Source organism: Moraxella sp. CTOTU48268 (assembly GCF_032069585.1).
Taxonomy (GTDB): domain Bacteria; phylum Pseudomonadota; class Gammaproteobacteria; order Pseudomonadales; family Moraxellaceae; genus Faucicola; species Faucicola cinerea.
Genome location: NZ_DAMALV010000005.1, coordinates 12,710 through 26,644, shown reverse-complemented (window position 1 = coordinate 26,644; position 13,935 = coordinate 12,710). Strand labels below are relative to the sequence as shown.

General features: G+C 46.2%; 10 protein-coding genes. 4 read left to right on the top strand and 6 right to left on the bottom strand.

Translation table 11 applies throughout. The features are described 5' to 3' along the window. Window positions 1-97: 97 nt before the first annotated feature. Both RT143_RS02625 and RT143_RS02620 read left to right on the top strand, forming a co-directional pair. Window positions 98-2,239 carry a 1-deoxy-D-xylulose-5-phosphate synthase gene (locus RT143_RS02625; protein WP_313090982.1) on the top strand — a complete coding sequence of 714 codons (2,142 nt, stop codon included), beginning with the start codon at window positions 98-100 and terminating at the stop codon, window positions 2,237-2,239. A 35-nt stretch (window positions 2,240-2,274) separates the two neighbouring features. Then, window positions 2,275-3,108: an inositol monophosphatase family protein gene (locus tag RT143_RS02620; RefSeq protein ID WP_007115595.1), complete on the top strand. Its 834-nt coding sequence runs from the start codon at window positions 2,275-2,277 to the stop codon at window positions 3,106-3,108. A 252-nt stretch (window positions 3,109-3,360) separates the two neighbouring features. On the opposite strand, the gene fdxA is transcribed toward RT143_RS02620, so the two are convergent. The 3 genes from fdxA to RT143_RS02605 all read right to left on the bottom strand — a co-directional run bounded on the left by fdxA (window position 3,361) and on the right by RT143_RS02605 (window position 7,778). Beyond that, window positions 3,361-3,684: a ferredoxin FdxA gene (fdxA, locus tag RT143_RS02615; protein WP_007115596.1), complete on the bottom strand. Its 324-nt coding sequence runs from the start codon at window positions 3,682-3,684 to the stop codon at window positions 3,361-3,363. Between the two features lie 72 nt (window positions 3,685-3,756). Beyond that, a complete protein-coding gene (mutS, locus tag RT143_RS02610; protein ID WP_313090980.1) occupies window positions 3,757-6,648 on the bottom strand; it encodes a DNA mismatch repair protein MutS in 2,892 nt (963 codons plus the stop codon). 119 nt (window positions 6,649-6,767) lie between these two features. Continuing rightward, window positions 6,768-7,778, bottom strand: coding sequence for an adenosine deaminase (locus tag RT143_RS02605; protein WP_409519680.1), 1,011 nt, complete (start codon window positions 7,776-7,778; stop codon window positions 6,768-6,770). A gap of 278 nt (window positions 7,779-8,056) precedes the next feature. Here RT143_RS02605 and secA point away from each other — a divergent pair, with 278 nt between their 5' ends. Both secA and RT143_RS02595 read left to right on the top strand, forming a co-directional pair. Further along, a complete protein-coding gene (gene secA, locus RT143_RS02600; RefSeq protein WP_313090979.1) occupies window positions 8,057-10,867 on the top strand; it encodes a preprotein translocase subunit SecA in 2,811 nt (936 codons plus the stop codon). Window positions 10,868-10,982: 115 nt separating this feature from the next. After that, window positions 10,983-11,411 carry a hypothetical protein gene (locus RT143_RS02595; protein WP_313090977.1) on the top strand — a complete coding sequence of 143 codons (429 nt, stop codon included), beginning with the start codon at window positions 10,983-10,985 and terminating at the stop codon, window positions 11,409-11,411. 69 nt (window positions 11,412-11,480) lie between these two features. Here RT143_RS02595 and RT143_RS02590 read toward each other — a convergent pair whose 3' ends face one another. The 3 genes from RT143_RS02590 to tsaB all read right to left on the bottom strand — a co-directional run bounded on the left by RT143_RS02590 (window position 11,481) and on the right by tsaB (window position 13,905). Then, window positions 11,481-12,281, bottom strand: coding sequence for a class I SAM-dependent methyltransferase (locus RT143_RS02590; RefSeq protein ID WP_313090975.1), 801 nt, complete (start codon window positions 12,279-12,281; stop codon window positions 11,481-11,483). A 6-nt stretch (window positions 12,282-12,287) separates the two neighbouring features. After that, window positions 12,288-13,124: an undecaprenyl-diphosphate phosphatase gene (locus RT143_RS02585; RefSeq protein ID WP_096489281.1), complete on the bottom strand. Its 837-nt coding sequence runs from the start codon at window positions 13,122-13,124 to the stop codon at window positions 12,288-12,290. Between the two features lie 109 nt (window positions 13,125-13,233). Further along, on the bottom strand, window positions 13,234-13,905 hold the full coding sequence (tsaB, locus tag RT143_RS02580) for a tRNA (adenosine(37)-N6)-threonylcarbamoyltransferase complex dimerization subunit type 1 TsaB (RefSeq protein ID WP_313090974.1): 672 nt from the start codon (window positions 13,903-13,905) through the stop codon (window positions 13,234-13,236). Window positions 13,906-13,935 lie beyond the last annotated feature (30 nt).

Here is a 13,935-nt window from a genome sequence, read left to right as displayed (position 1 = left end):
TGTCGATAGTCATTGTGCGTTTTACCATTTATTTTTTTCACCTGTGTCAACAGGGCTCATCGAGTGCCTGTAAGCAATGAAAAGTGTCAGCCAAGATATGTCAAAAACTAACATAGCTAACCAAAACTACTCATTAAAAACCTTTGATACCATCCCTATGCTAAAGCCGCATACGCCGCTGCTCGATGGGGTGGACAGCCCTGCTGACCTAAAAAAATTCAGTACCGCGCAATTGCAGCAATTAGCCGATGAACTGCGCGAGTTTTTGCTGTATGCAACGGGCGTCAGCGGCGGGCATTTTGGCTCTAACCTTGGCGTCGTTGAGCTTACCATTGCACTGCATTATGTCTTTAATTCACCCAAAGACCAAATTGTCTGGGACGTAGGTCACCAAGCCTATCCCCACAAAATTTTAACGGGTCGCCGTGACAAGCTTACCACCATTCGTAGCCAACATGGGCTGACTGCTTTCCCTGAGCGTCATGAGTCTGAGTATGATACCTTTGGCGTTGGGCATTCATCGACGGCGATTTCTGCAGGGCTGGGCATGTCGCTTGCTATGCGCTATTTAGGCAAACATGACAAAGTAGTTAGCATCGTCGGTGATGGTGCTATGACAGGTGGCATGGCGTTTGAAGCGATGAATGACGCGGTGCAGCAAAATGCCGATTTGATTGTGGTGCTCAACGATAATGACATGTCAATCTCACAGGCAACGGGCGGATTTTCTAAACATTTAGCCACCCTTTGGCAGCGTGGTTTGGCAGTCGATATCGATAAAAACGGTGATGCGATTTTTACCAAGCGCGTCATTTCCAGTGAAGACCGCCGTATTCGTCATTATTTGCACATGGCAAACGAAGCTTTAGATGACTGGACATCGCGCCTGCCCAATAAAATTGTCGAAAAATTGGCAGAGAAAGGTATTCCAAAACCCTCTCAGTTAGAGACATTGCCTGAGAAAATCGCCAATAAACTCATTGATGAAGTGTTCCCTGAAAACTTGTTTAAAGCCATCGGCTTTCAGTATTTTGGACCATTTGATGGGCATGATGTTGCCAAATTGACTCAAATATTTGAACGGGTCAAGCAGTTAAAAGGTGCGGTACTTGTCCATGTGCATACGGTGAAAGGTAAAGGCTTTTTACCGGCAGAATGTGACCCGATTACTTATCATGCCATTACCAAACTCAAAAAAATCAACCCAGCGCAAGAAAAATCTGTGCCAGTTGACAGCCAAAAGCCCGTACCTACCCTCGCCAAAAAATACTCGCAAGTGTTTGGCGAGTTTATCTGCGATAAAGCCGCCACTGACAAACAACTGATGGCGATTACCCCTGCGATGGCTGAAGGCTCAGGCATGACCGAATTTGCCAAGCGCTTTGCCAGCCAATTTTTTGATGTGGCGATTGCCGAGCAACATGCAGTGACCCTAGCGGGTGGTATGGCAACCCAAGGCGTCAAACCGATTGTCGCGATTTACTCCACATTTTTACAACGTGGCTATGACCAACTGATTCACGATGTGGCTTTGCAAAATCTCAACGTGATGTTCGCCATTGACCGTGCAGGCTTGGTCGGTGAAGACGGTGCCACCCATGCGGGGGTGTTTGACATCGCTTTTATGCGAACCGTGCCTAATATGGTGATTGCTTGTCCAAAAGATGAGAATGAGTGCTATAACTTACTTAATACCTGTTATGAGCATATGGGACCCGCTGCCGTACGTTATCCACGCGGTAATGGCATTGGGGCAGAGATTGATAAAAACCAAGCGATGTATCCAATCGGTAAGGCAGCGCTTGAGCAGACTATTGATGCCACTGCTGCAGGTACTGGCAACGTGGCGAAAAAAGTTGCGGTGCTTGCTTTTGGTACCATGGTAAAGACGGCGGTCACGGCGTGTCAAAACTTAGCCGAAACTTACCCAACGACGACGTTTTTTGTTTATAATATGCGGTTTGTTAAACCGTTAGACAGCGAATTACTGGATACGCTATTGGCGCAAAACTGCTCCATTGTTACCCTTGAAGAACACCAAATCATGGGCGGTGCCGGTAGTGCGGTCAATGAATACCTCGTTGCCCAAGCAGCAAAAACCAGCCAAGCCTTGCCAACGCTACTTAATATCGGTATCCCCGATAAATATATCGCGCATGGCAGCCCTGAGCAGCAATTAGCCGATTGTGGGCTAGATGTCGCGGGTGTGGTCAAACAGATGCAAACGATTTTGTCATAAATTTTAGATTTTTATCCTTCAACAAAAGGTCAAGTATGGAACCGATGGTCGTCATGGCAGCCCGCGCTGCCCAAAAAGTAGGTCAAGAGATTTTAAATGCACACAACAATCGCCACAAGCTAGAGTTCACGATTGAAAGCAAAGGCTTAGATGGTTTGGTGACCCAAATCGACCGTTATAGCGAAGAATTATTGATCGCGATGCTCAAAGAAAGCTACCCAACTCACTCGTTTTTGGGCGAAGAATTTGGGCTACAAGAAGGCAAGGGCAATGATAAAGACTGGTGCTGGGTCATTGATCCATTAGATGGTACCCACAACTTTATTCATGGCTTACCACATTTTTGTGTCTCAATCGGTGTGCAAAAAAATGGCGTCACCGAACATGGTATCATCTACGACCCAGTGCGTGATGAGATGTTCTCAGCCAGTCGTGGTAAAGGCGCGCGTCTCAACCAACGCCGTATCAGCGTCAGTGAGCATAAAACCATTGATGGCGGCTTTTTTACCACAGGTCATCCGCTTGAGCGTAACCGCGCGGAAGGTAAAGTATCGTATGCCAAAGAGCATTTTGAAAGCTTACAAAAAATCTGCGAACAAGGCGGTCAAGTGCGCCGTGTGGGTTCAGCAGCGTTAGATTTGGCATATGTAGCAGCAGGACGGTTTGATGGTTATTTTGAAATGTCTATCAAACCTTGGGATATCTGTGCCGGTGAATTGATTGTCACTGAAGCGCGCGGTACTGTGGTTGACCATACAGGCGCACACAATGCGATGCAAACAGGTTCTATCTTTGCGGCAAATATCAAACTGTTAAAACCATTGATGCAAACCGTGGTGCCAGTTTGGGGCAGTGCCGTAAAAGGCTGATGTTACTGTGACACTAAAAACGCGCTAACCAATGGCGCGTTTTTTTTCATAATCAATTTGTAAAAAAATAGGCTAAGCTAAAGAGGTTAAGTTAAGCAGATAGACAACAACGTTGGCATAATACCAAGGCTGGCATAATAAGAGATGACAATATAAAAACGGCAATCAATATTCACTGATTGCCGTCCTCGTTCTATATGCTGTTTTATAGCATCTTGCTAAAATTCACCTAAATGGCGTATGTCAGAAAGGCTATCTCTCAATATACTGTAATTTATTGGGTACGCCATCCCATTCTTTGGCATCGGGTAGTGGGTCATGCATGGCTGAGATATTTGGCCATTTTTCGGCGAGTTCTGCATTCAGTTCGATGTAGATTTCTTGACCTTTTGGTACTTCATCTTCTGAGAAAATCGCATTGGCAGGACATTCTGGCTCACACAGCGCACAATCAATACATTCATCAGGATGAATGACCAAAAAATTCGGACCTTCATAGAAACAGTCCACAGGACAGACTTCAACGCAGTCAGTATATTTACAACGAACACAGTTATCAGTAACGACGAAAGTCATGGCGGTGGCTACCTTTTTTTAGTTGCACAAATGTTAAAAGCATAAAAAATACAATCGTATTATTTTAGCGCGTTACGCTTTTTTTAACAATTCCTTTAATGAATAAATAAATTCTAACGCTTGTTTCGGCGTCAGCTCGTCAGGGTTTAGGGCTTTTAGTTGTTGAGTAAGTTTATATTCATCAGCCTTCAACGTTTGATAGTCAGCCGCTGCACTTTGCAAATCAAGACCCATTTGTTTCTCATCTTTTGGTGGATAGGGTAAAGGATGGTTTGACAAGCTTTTTTGTTCGCTTTGGTTATCCAAATAATATTGCGCCTGGGCTAATAAGTCTTGCGGCAAACCTGCCATTTTGGCGACATGCAATCCAAAACTGCGATGCGTCGCCCCCGCTGCGATTTTATGCAATAGCAGCAACTGCCCATTGATTTCTTGGGTGACAAGGTGCTGATTAAACATTTTGGGATGGCGCTCAGCCAGTTCAGTGAGCTCAAAATAATGGGTGGCAAATAGGGTCAAACAGCCGATTTTTTCTGCTAAATAATTCACGCACGCATGCGCAATCGCTAGACCATCTTGGGTGCTGGTGCCGCGACCGACTTCATCCATGAGTACCAATGAGTTGGCATTGGCTTGGTTCATGATATTGGCGGTTTCAATCATCTCAACCATAAAGGTTGATTTACCACTTGCCAAGTCATCTGCCGAGCCAATGCGGGTAAAAATCCGCTCAATACGACCGAGCGTCACCGACTGGGCAGGGACATACGCGCCACAACAAGCGAGTAGTACGATGAGGGCGGTTTGACGCATGTAGGTCGACTTACCGCCCATATTGGGGCCTGTGATGAGCATTAAGCGTTCAAGTTGGGTGGCTGTTCCCATGACACAGTCATTGGCGACAAATGGGTCAAGCGATGCCGTCTGATGGTGAGCTTGGCGCTGTTGACCTGCTTCAACCACGATATGGCGTCCGCCTTGGATATTGAGGCTTACAGTATCATCACTGGCATTAAACACGGGGCGGCACCAGTTTTTACTATGAGTAGAATGAGTGTGCAAACGCGTTAGGCTGACCCAGTTGGCAAGCACGTCCAAATATCCAATCGCTTTGGCAAGGCGCTGCACATCGCCAAGCTGTGACTTGAGCTGACCCAGCAGATTTTCATAGATACGTTTTTCAAGGGTCAACGCTTGCCCTTGAGCTGATAAATAGGATTCTTCAATGGTTTTGAGTGCTGGCGTGATAAAGCGTTCAGCATTTTTGAGCGTTTGACGGCGAGTAAAATACTCAGGCGCATTCTTGGCTTGCAGGGCGCTAAGTTCAAAATAAAATCCGCTCACTTTATTAAAGCCCACTTTGAGCATGGGCAGGTTGTTTTTTTGCCGCTCTTGCACCGCCAATGCTTCCAAAGTTTGCTCGATATTGCCATGCAGATTTTGCAATTCATCAAGCTGTGGGTCATAGCCTTTTTTTATCATGCCGCCATCACGGATGTGGGCGGGCGGCTCATCGACAATCGCTTGCTCTAGCAAGGCATGGATATTGGCAAAACTGTCAGTTAAAGCTAAATCAGGTAGCTGTTTGCTAAGCATGGCAAGCAAAGGCGTCTCGGCAGTTAGCGTCGTTATGTTGTTAAAATCAAAATATTGCTGCAACTGCTTTGACAACGCTAACGCTTGCGCCAAGCTCAGACGCAATTTGAGCAAATCGGTCGGTTTTGCTGAACCCAAGCCAATTCGTCCCCCAATGCGTTCGATATCGCTGATTTCGCTTAAGGTTTGTTTAAGCAATTCAAACGCTGCTATCGGTAATGTCATCAGTTGTTCAACCGCATCAAGCCTGCGGTTAATCAGGGTGACATTGCGTAGCGGTCGGTGCAAATGATGGACTAAAGCGCGTTTACCCATCGGCGTTTGGCAGTGGTCAATCACCGATAACAGCGAAATACCCGATGCCAACACGGGTTTAAAAATTTCCAAATTTTGCTGACTGATAGTATCAAGCTGCAAAAAATCGCCGTTATGCTCGAGCTGCAGGCTGCGAATATGGCGTAAATCAGCTTGCTGGGTCTGTTTGCCGTAATGCAGCACAACCGATGCCGATGAGATGGCAAGCGGTTTTTGCTCAATGCCAAACCCTGCCAGCGTGGTGACACTTAGATGCTGGGTGAGATGTTCAAACGCGTTATTGGGCAGAAAATAACTGTGCGGCTGTGACAAAATCGGCGGTAGGGTGGCTGTTGGGCTATTTGCGCTCAGACAATCCTGCAAAAAATGTTGCCATGCCTCAGACAGCTGGTCATCTATCAGCACTTCACTGGGATCAAAGCGGGCGAGCGCGTTAGCAAGCTCGCTTTGTAGCTGGGCATGACTGTCGCAGTTAAGCTCAGTGACGCGGATTTGTCCTTGTGCCAAATCCAGCTGTGCCAATCCCACCGACATTTGCTGTTTGGCAAAGCTAATCGCGACGACCGTTGGCGTCTGCCCTTGGGTGATGAGGTTATCATCGGTCAGCGTTCCTGCGGTTAAGGTACGGACGACTTTACGCTCCATAATCTTAGCGGCATTGGCTTTTGTTTTGCTAGTTTTTTTTGCTATGCTTTTGGCTGCAGTGTCTGTTGCTACAGTGTTTTCTTCAAAGCTGTCTTCTGGCTTTTCTTCTTCGACTTGTTCACAAACCACCACGGTTTGCCCGGCATTAATCAGCCGAGCAATATAGCCGTCTGCCGAATGAAATGGCACACCTGCCATCGGGATGATATTGCCCTGTTTATCTTTGCCACGTCGGGTCAAGGTGATGCCCAAAATATCGGCAGCAAGCTTGGCATCATCGAAAAACAGCTCATAGAAATCGCCCATCCGGTACAGCACCAAGGCATGCGGATAATCCGCTTTTAGCGTAAGATATTGCTGCATCATGGGGGTGTGATGGTCAAGATTGTGAGGCATGGTCTGGGGCATAATAGTTAAACGTTATGAAATTAAGCAACAGGTGCGTTTGTGGCACCATGTTGGGTGTGTGAGGTTGGTTAAGGCTGGCATGCACGTTACTTCTTGCTTCTTCCAGCTTATTTAAAAGCTTAAAGTGATGCGATTTTTGAGATCCAATGCTGTTTTTCAGCATCCCCTATAAAAGACGCGTTAAAGCTGTTAATCGCCAATTGTTTGATATCGTCATTTGATAGCGCTAGCGCCCGCTCAATGGCGACAAAGTTGTCATTCATATAGCCACCAAAATACGCCGGGTCATCTGAGTTCACCGTCACGCACACGCCTTGGTGCAGCATGATTTTGATATTGTGCTCGCTCATGTCTTGCACCACTTTTAGTTTAAGATTACTTAATGGACAAACCGTCAACGGCATTTGCTCCGCTATCAAGCGTTGCATGAGTTTATCATCTTCTGCCGAGCGCACACCATGATCGATACGATTGACCTTTAGCAAATCCAACGCTTCCCAAACATACGCGGGATCGCCTTCTTCGCCCGCATGCGCAACCGTCAAAAACCCAAGCGCACGCGCTTTGGCAAATACTCGTTCAAACTTGGCGGGCGGATTGCCCACTTCGCTAGAGTCAAGCCCCACGCCAATGATATTATCTTTAAAGGGCAAGGCCTGCTCAAGGGTGGCAAACGCGCTGTCTTCGCTCAAATGACGCAAAAAACACAAAATCCAATGCGAGGTGATACCCATTTTTGCTTTGGCATCTAAGCTTGCTTGATAAAGCCCTTGAAAACAGGTGGCAAAATCCACCCCCCGCTCAGTATGGGTCTGTGGGTCAAAGAAAATCTCCGTATGCACCACATTATCAGCCTGGCATTTTTCAAAATACGCCCACGCTAAATCATAAAAATCCTGCTGTTTGACCAAAACCTTTGCGCCGGCATAGTAAATATCTAAAAACGATTGTAAATTATGAAAATTGTAGGCATTTTTGACATCTTCAATGGTTTGGTAGGGTATATCGATTTGGTTGCGCTTAGCGATGGCAAACATCAGCTCCGGCTCAAACGTGCCTTCGATATGCACGTGTAGTTCGGCTTTGGGTAATTGATGAATCAGTTGTTGTGGCGTCAATGAGGCAGTCATGGCAAACTCGATAGCACAATGGCAAAGATAGGGTTAAAATCTTCCAAGAAAATTTCAACAATGAAAATTTCGAAAATAAAGCTCAATTATGGGGATGGATTGATAAAGATAAAGGTAATAGAGGCAAGCGGTTCAAACTTACAGGCTGTCATAACCTTGTATCTAAAAAAAGCAAACCCATATATAATAGCAAAATTTATTTTGAACACCTTTATTAACCGTCATCGTATTAAAAGTCATCGCACTTATTGATTTGAGCACTTTAGGAAAATCCTCGTATGTTAGGCAAAATGATAGGCAAGGTTATTGGCACCAAAAACGACCGTGAGCTTAAGCGAATGCGTAAGTTGGTCGACAAAATCAACGCCTTAGAACCCAAAATCCAGCCCCTCTCTGACGAAGCATTAAAACAGAAAACTGCGGAATTTAAAACCCAGTTTGAGCAGGGTACTAGCCTAGATACCATTTTACCTGAAGCCTTTGCGGTCTGTCGTGAAGCCTCAAGCCGTGTCCTTGGTATGCGTCACTACGATGTACAGCTCATCGGGGGTATCACCCTGCACGAAGGTAAAATCGCCGAGATGCGCACGGGTGAAGGTAAAACCTTGATGGCAACGCTTGCGATATATCTCAACGCCATTAGCGGTAAAGGCGTGCATGTCGTCACCGTCAATGACTACTTGGCAAGCCGTGATGCCGAACTAAACCGCCCGTTGTTTGACTTTTTGGGCTTGACTGTCGGCGTGATTTACTCACAGCAAGACCCGATGGAAAAGTTTGAGGCCTATGCCGCGGATATTACCTACGGTACCAACAACGAATACGGGTTTGACTACCTGCGCGACAATATGGTATTTCGCCTAGATGAGAAAAAACAGCGCGGACTCAACTATTGTATCATCGATGAGATTGACTCGATTTTGATTGATGAAGCGCGTACGCCGCTGATTATCTCGGGTCAAGCCGAAGACTCATCGGCTATGTACAGACTGATTGACACCATCATCCCGCGCCTCAAACGTTCAGAAACCGAAGAAGGCAACCGCGAAAACCGTGAGCAGGATTTTTGGATTGATGAAAAAAATCGTCAAATCGAAATCAGCGAAAAAGGCTACGAGAAAATCGAAAAATTCTTGGTGGAAAAAGGCGAGCTTGGCGAAAACGAGAGTCTATATAGCCCAACGCGCTTGCCACTACTAGCCCACGTCCAAGCCGCGATTCGTGCGCACCATTTATTTGTTAAAAACATTCACTATATCGTGCATGAAGGCGAAGTCATCATTGTCGATGAAAACACAGGGCGTACCATGCCAGGTCGCCGCTGGTCAGAAGGTTTGCACCAAGCGGTTGAAGCCAAAGAACAGGTTGAAATCCAAGCCGAAAACCAAACGCTCGCCACCACGACATTCCAAAATTATTTCCGTTTGTATGACAAACTCTCAGGCATGACGGGCACAGCGGATACTGAAGCCGCGGAGTTTAAACAAACTTACGATCTAGATGTGGTGATTATCCCAACTCACAAACCAATTCAGCGTATCGACCTTGATGACCAAATTTTCCTAAGTAAAATGGGCAAATATCAAGGCATCATCCGCGAAATCAAACGCATTCAAGAAAAACAGGCGCCAATTTTGGTGGGAACGGCAACCATTGAAGCCAGTGAAGTGCTTTCAGAGTTATTGACGCAAGAAGGCATTCAACATAACGTCCTTAATGCCAAACAGCATGAGCGTGAAGCCGATATTATCGCGCAAGCGGGTAGGCCTAATGCGGTCACTATTGCCACCAACATGGCAGGTCGCGGTACCGATATTATCTTGGGGGGTAACTGGCAAGCCGAGCTCGCCAAAATCGACAACGTCACCCCTGAAATGAAACAGCAAGCCCATGCTGAATGGCAAGTGCGAAACCAACAAGTGCTAGAGGCGGGTGGCTTACATATCATCGGTTCTGAGCGTCACGAATCGCGCCGTATTGATAACCAATTGCGCGGTCGTGCGGGTCGTCAAGGTGACCCGGGGGAGTCGCGTTTTTTCTTGTCGCTTGAAGATGACTTGATGCGGATTTTCGCTGGCGATCGCGTGGTGAATATGATGCGCGCCATGGGGCTAAAAGAAGACGAAGCCATTGAGCACAAAATGGTGTCACGCTCGATTGAAAACGCCCAACGCAAAGTGGAAAACCGCGACTTTGATGCCCGTAAGAGTCTACTTAAATACGATGATGTTGCCAACGAACAACGTAAGGTTATCTATAAACAGCGCGATGAACTGCTTGCCCAAAGTAATCTACAAGCAGGTATCGAAGCGATGCACTACGATGTGTACAATGCCTTGATTGACCAGTTCGTGCCACCCGGTTCGATTGATGACCAATGGGACATTGATGGGCTTGAAGACGAGCTTGAAAATGAGTTTCGTATTTATATGCCAATCAATGACTGGCTAGATGCCGATCGTCGTTTGGATGAAGAAGGTTTACGCCAAAAAATCATTGAGGCTGCGTTACTCAACTACCGCGCTCGCCGTGAGCAAATGGGTGAAGAAAATGCTGCCCAGCTTGAGCGTCACTTTATGCTATCTAGCCTAGATAAGCATTGGAAAGAACATCTAAACCAAATGGATCAACTGCGTAAAGGTATCCATTTGCGAGGCTATGCGCAAAAAAATCCTGAGCAAGAATATAAATCTGAATCTTTCTCATTGTTCCAAAGTATGCTCGGTGCTATCAAGTCTGAAACTGTGCAAGATTTAGCGCGCGTTCATATCCCAACGCCAGAAGAAATCGCTGAGCTTGAGCGCCAGCAACGTGAACAAGCCGAGATGATGCGTCTGCATTTTGAGCACCAGGAAATGAATGGCGTGACCGGTGAGCTGAGTGACGATGAAGACATGATTGCGCGTAACAGCCAGCAACGCACGCGAGCCACGTATTCATTTGGTCTAAGCGGCTCAGCCGCGGCAACCGCGAGTCCAGAGATGGCTGAAAATGGTGACAATCCATATGCCAACCTAGCGATTAGCCGAAATGCCCCTTGTCCATGTGGTTCAGGTTTAAAATACAAGCAATGCCATGGCAAAATTTAAGGTGACATCATTATCATCTTTGAATTAGCAACCTTGTTGATTGAACAATTTTTACTATATAGGCTATCAAGTACGTTGTCGGGTTGAGCGATTTATTGATAGTAGAGGAATACCCATGCAAAACACACTAGCAAAAATCACCATGCTGAGTTTAGTATCGGCGCTTACGTTGACAGCTTGTGATAAAAAGACTGACAGCACAGACAATGCCGCGGCAGCGTCAGCGGCAGAATCACAAGCCGTACCAATGTCAGCTGCGCCTGCCGATGAAAAAAATAGCGCCGCTGTGACCGAAGCCAATGCTAACGTGGATGCCGGTCCTGACGCTACCAGCGCCAGTGGCACCGCAGCGACCACTGTTGATGCGATGCCAGCGAGTAGTAATGAGGCAGACGCTACAGATGACGGCGGCGCCGATAATTCAGACATGGATAAGATTACGGAAAATGATACCGTGATTGATAATGCACCTGCCTCGCCCAATGCACCAAAAGCCAGCGATGATGCAGCGCCTGCCGTTGGTAACCAAAAGGTCGGTCAATAACAACTACACCCACAAAAAAAGCTGATACCCATCAGCTTTTTTTAACACTTCATCTAAACGCTGTTCAAACTAAATGCTGTTCAAATAATTATCAAAACGCACGATATCATTTGATAGGCTTAGGTTGGGCGATTGGTCGGCAAGAAAAGGCGCTGATTTGGGTCGTTTGACTACCACCATACCCTGTGGCGTTATTTGCGCTAACGCTGCTGACAATAATTGTTGTGATTGCGCAATCGACGGTGGGGTCGTCACAGTATGCAACATCTGCATATGTTTATTAACCGCCGATTTATAGCTATCAGCGGGAAACATCGGATCCAGATAGACACGGTCGACTTTTGGCAATTTAGCCAGCAACTCTATCGCGTCGCCATGATAAATCGTTATTCGACTCATCAATTTTTGCCAGTTGCGATGCTGCGCCATTTTTTGCTGCTCCAGTTGCAGTAGCAAAAACATGAGTGGCTGCTGTTCAAGCAAAGTCACACTGGCACCGGTACTTGCCAAGATTAGGCTATCATGCCCAAATCCTGCGGTTGCATCAATGACAGTCATGTTAGCTTGTAGCTGCATGGCTTTGAGTAGTAGTTCAGTTTTTTTGCCCGCTTTGACCACCCGCTGTTGTAGGTTTAGCCAATTTGGGCTGACTTTCATGCCCGCTGCGATGACAAAGACATCGCCTACCTCATCAATCAGCACACTGTTATCATCGACTGATTTCAGCCATTTTTGAGTTACTTTGCTAGTAATCTTTTGTGGTTGTAAATTGACGGATAAAGGGGTGAGTATGGTTTCAACGTTTGCCAAACGCTGCTCGCTTGGCAAAGTGTCAACATAATACAGTTGGATTGATTGATGAGATAGCATGGCGAATTAAATATAGCCCAACATGCCAGCGATGAGTACCAGTACGCCTACCACGATGCGCCACCAAGCAAAAATCGTAAAATCACGGGTACTGACCCAGTTAACCAACCATTTGATGAAAATCATAGCAAAAATAAATGAGACCACCACACCCACTGCCATGATGGTCCAGTCTTCAGCACTGGTCAAAATATGATGGTTTTTGGTCAGATCTAATAGGCCAGCACCTACTAATACAGGAATGCCTAAGAAGAAAGAATACTCTGCAGACGCCTTACGTGATACCCCCAAAAATAGGGAACCAATAATGGTAGACCCTGAGCGAGAAGTACCAGGAATCAAGGCAAGACATTGAATCAAACCAATGATAATCGCCGTTTTAATATCAATATCTTCCGCTTCGGCATATTTGACCGTATGTTTGTGTTGTTGGCGCTCTGCCCAAAAGATAATCAAACCACCGACAATCAATGAGATTGCCACCACGGTTGGGTTAAATAACGCCGCTTTTAACGCTTTATCAAACATCAAACCTATCAGCATAATCGGGATGGTGGAAATAATCAGCGAGATGCCCAATTGACGCGGGTTTTTACGCTCCGGATCTTTACCCGTAATAAGTCCCATCAAGGCACGCCATAGCCGTCCCCAGTACAAATAAATTACCGCTGAAATCGCACCTAGCTGAATGACGACGATAAACAAGTCGGCTTTGTCTTTGGTCCAAAAATTTAACAGGGAGTCGGCAAGAATTAAATGCCCGGTACTTGAAATCGGTAAAAATTCGGTAATGCCTTCAACCATGCCCATGATGATGGCTTTAAAAATCAAAATAAGATCCATAACGTATCCAACAATGTTAGTGATTAACAGTCAAAGGTAAAAATTTTTGCGCTTATAACAAGATAAAGGGTAGCGAGTCAAACTTAAGACAACATGAGTAGGCAATAAATTAAGCCTTTTGTTGTTCGGCTAGGGTTTTCCAAGCATTATTTCTTAAATAAACTGGCAACGCCAGATCAGCAGGGACGGATTGCTGCTGCTGATACAAGGCTAGCCCAAGTTTCGCAATGATAACCGCTGATGGGCGAATATCGGCAAAGATGGCCTGACCTAGCTGCGCATTGACCAAAGTCGCGCCATTACCTACTAAGGCTAAGTCTTTGTCTATCACACTGTCATAATCAAGCAACTGCTCAGTAGCACCTGCCACAAGCTGCATGATACCATCGCTCATGGCGTATTCACCGGCGTACACTTGGTTCATGCGCGCATCTGTCAGCGCCAATACGTGGGAGCGTTGATGTAGTTCAAATGCCGCTTGGGCGACAGTTTGCAGGCTTGATACCGGCAAACAGGGCACATCATGGGCAAAGGCGATGGCTTGCGCTACCGCCGTATTAATGCGTATGCCACTAAAAGCCCCGGGACCTCGATTAAAAGCAATCGCAGTCAGTTGTGACCAATCAATCGATGATGCTGTCATCAGCGCGTGTATCATCGGCAAAATTTGCTGGGTTTGTAGACGATTCCCCGTCAGAGTCTGTTCAGCGACCACATTACCTGCTAAATCCACGAATGCTACTGAGCATTGGTCAAACACACTTTCAAGTGCCAAAATCATAACAAATTGCCTTTACCGTTTGCAGTAATC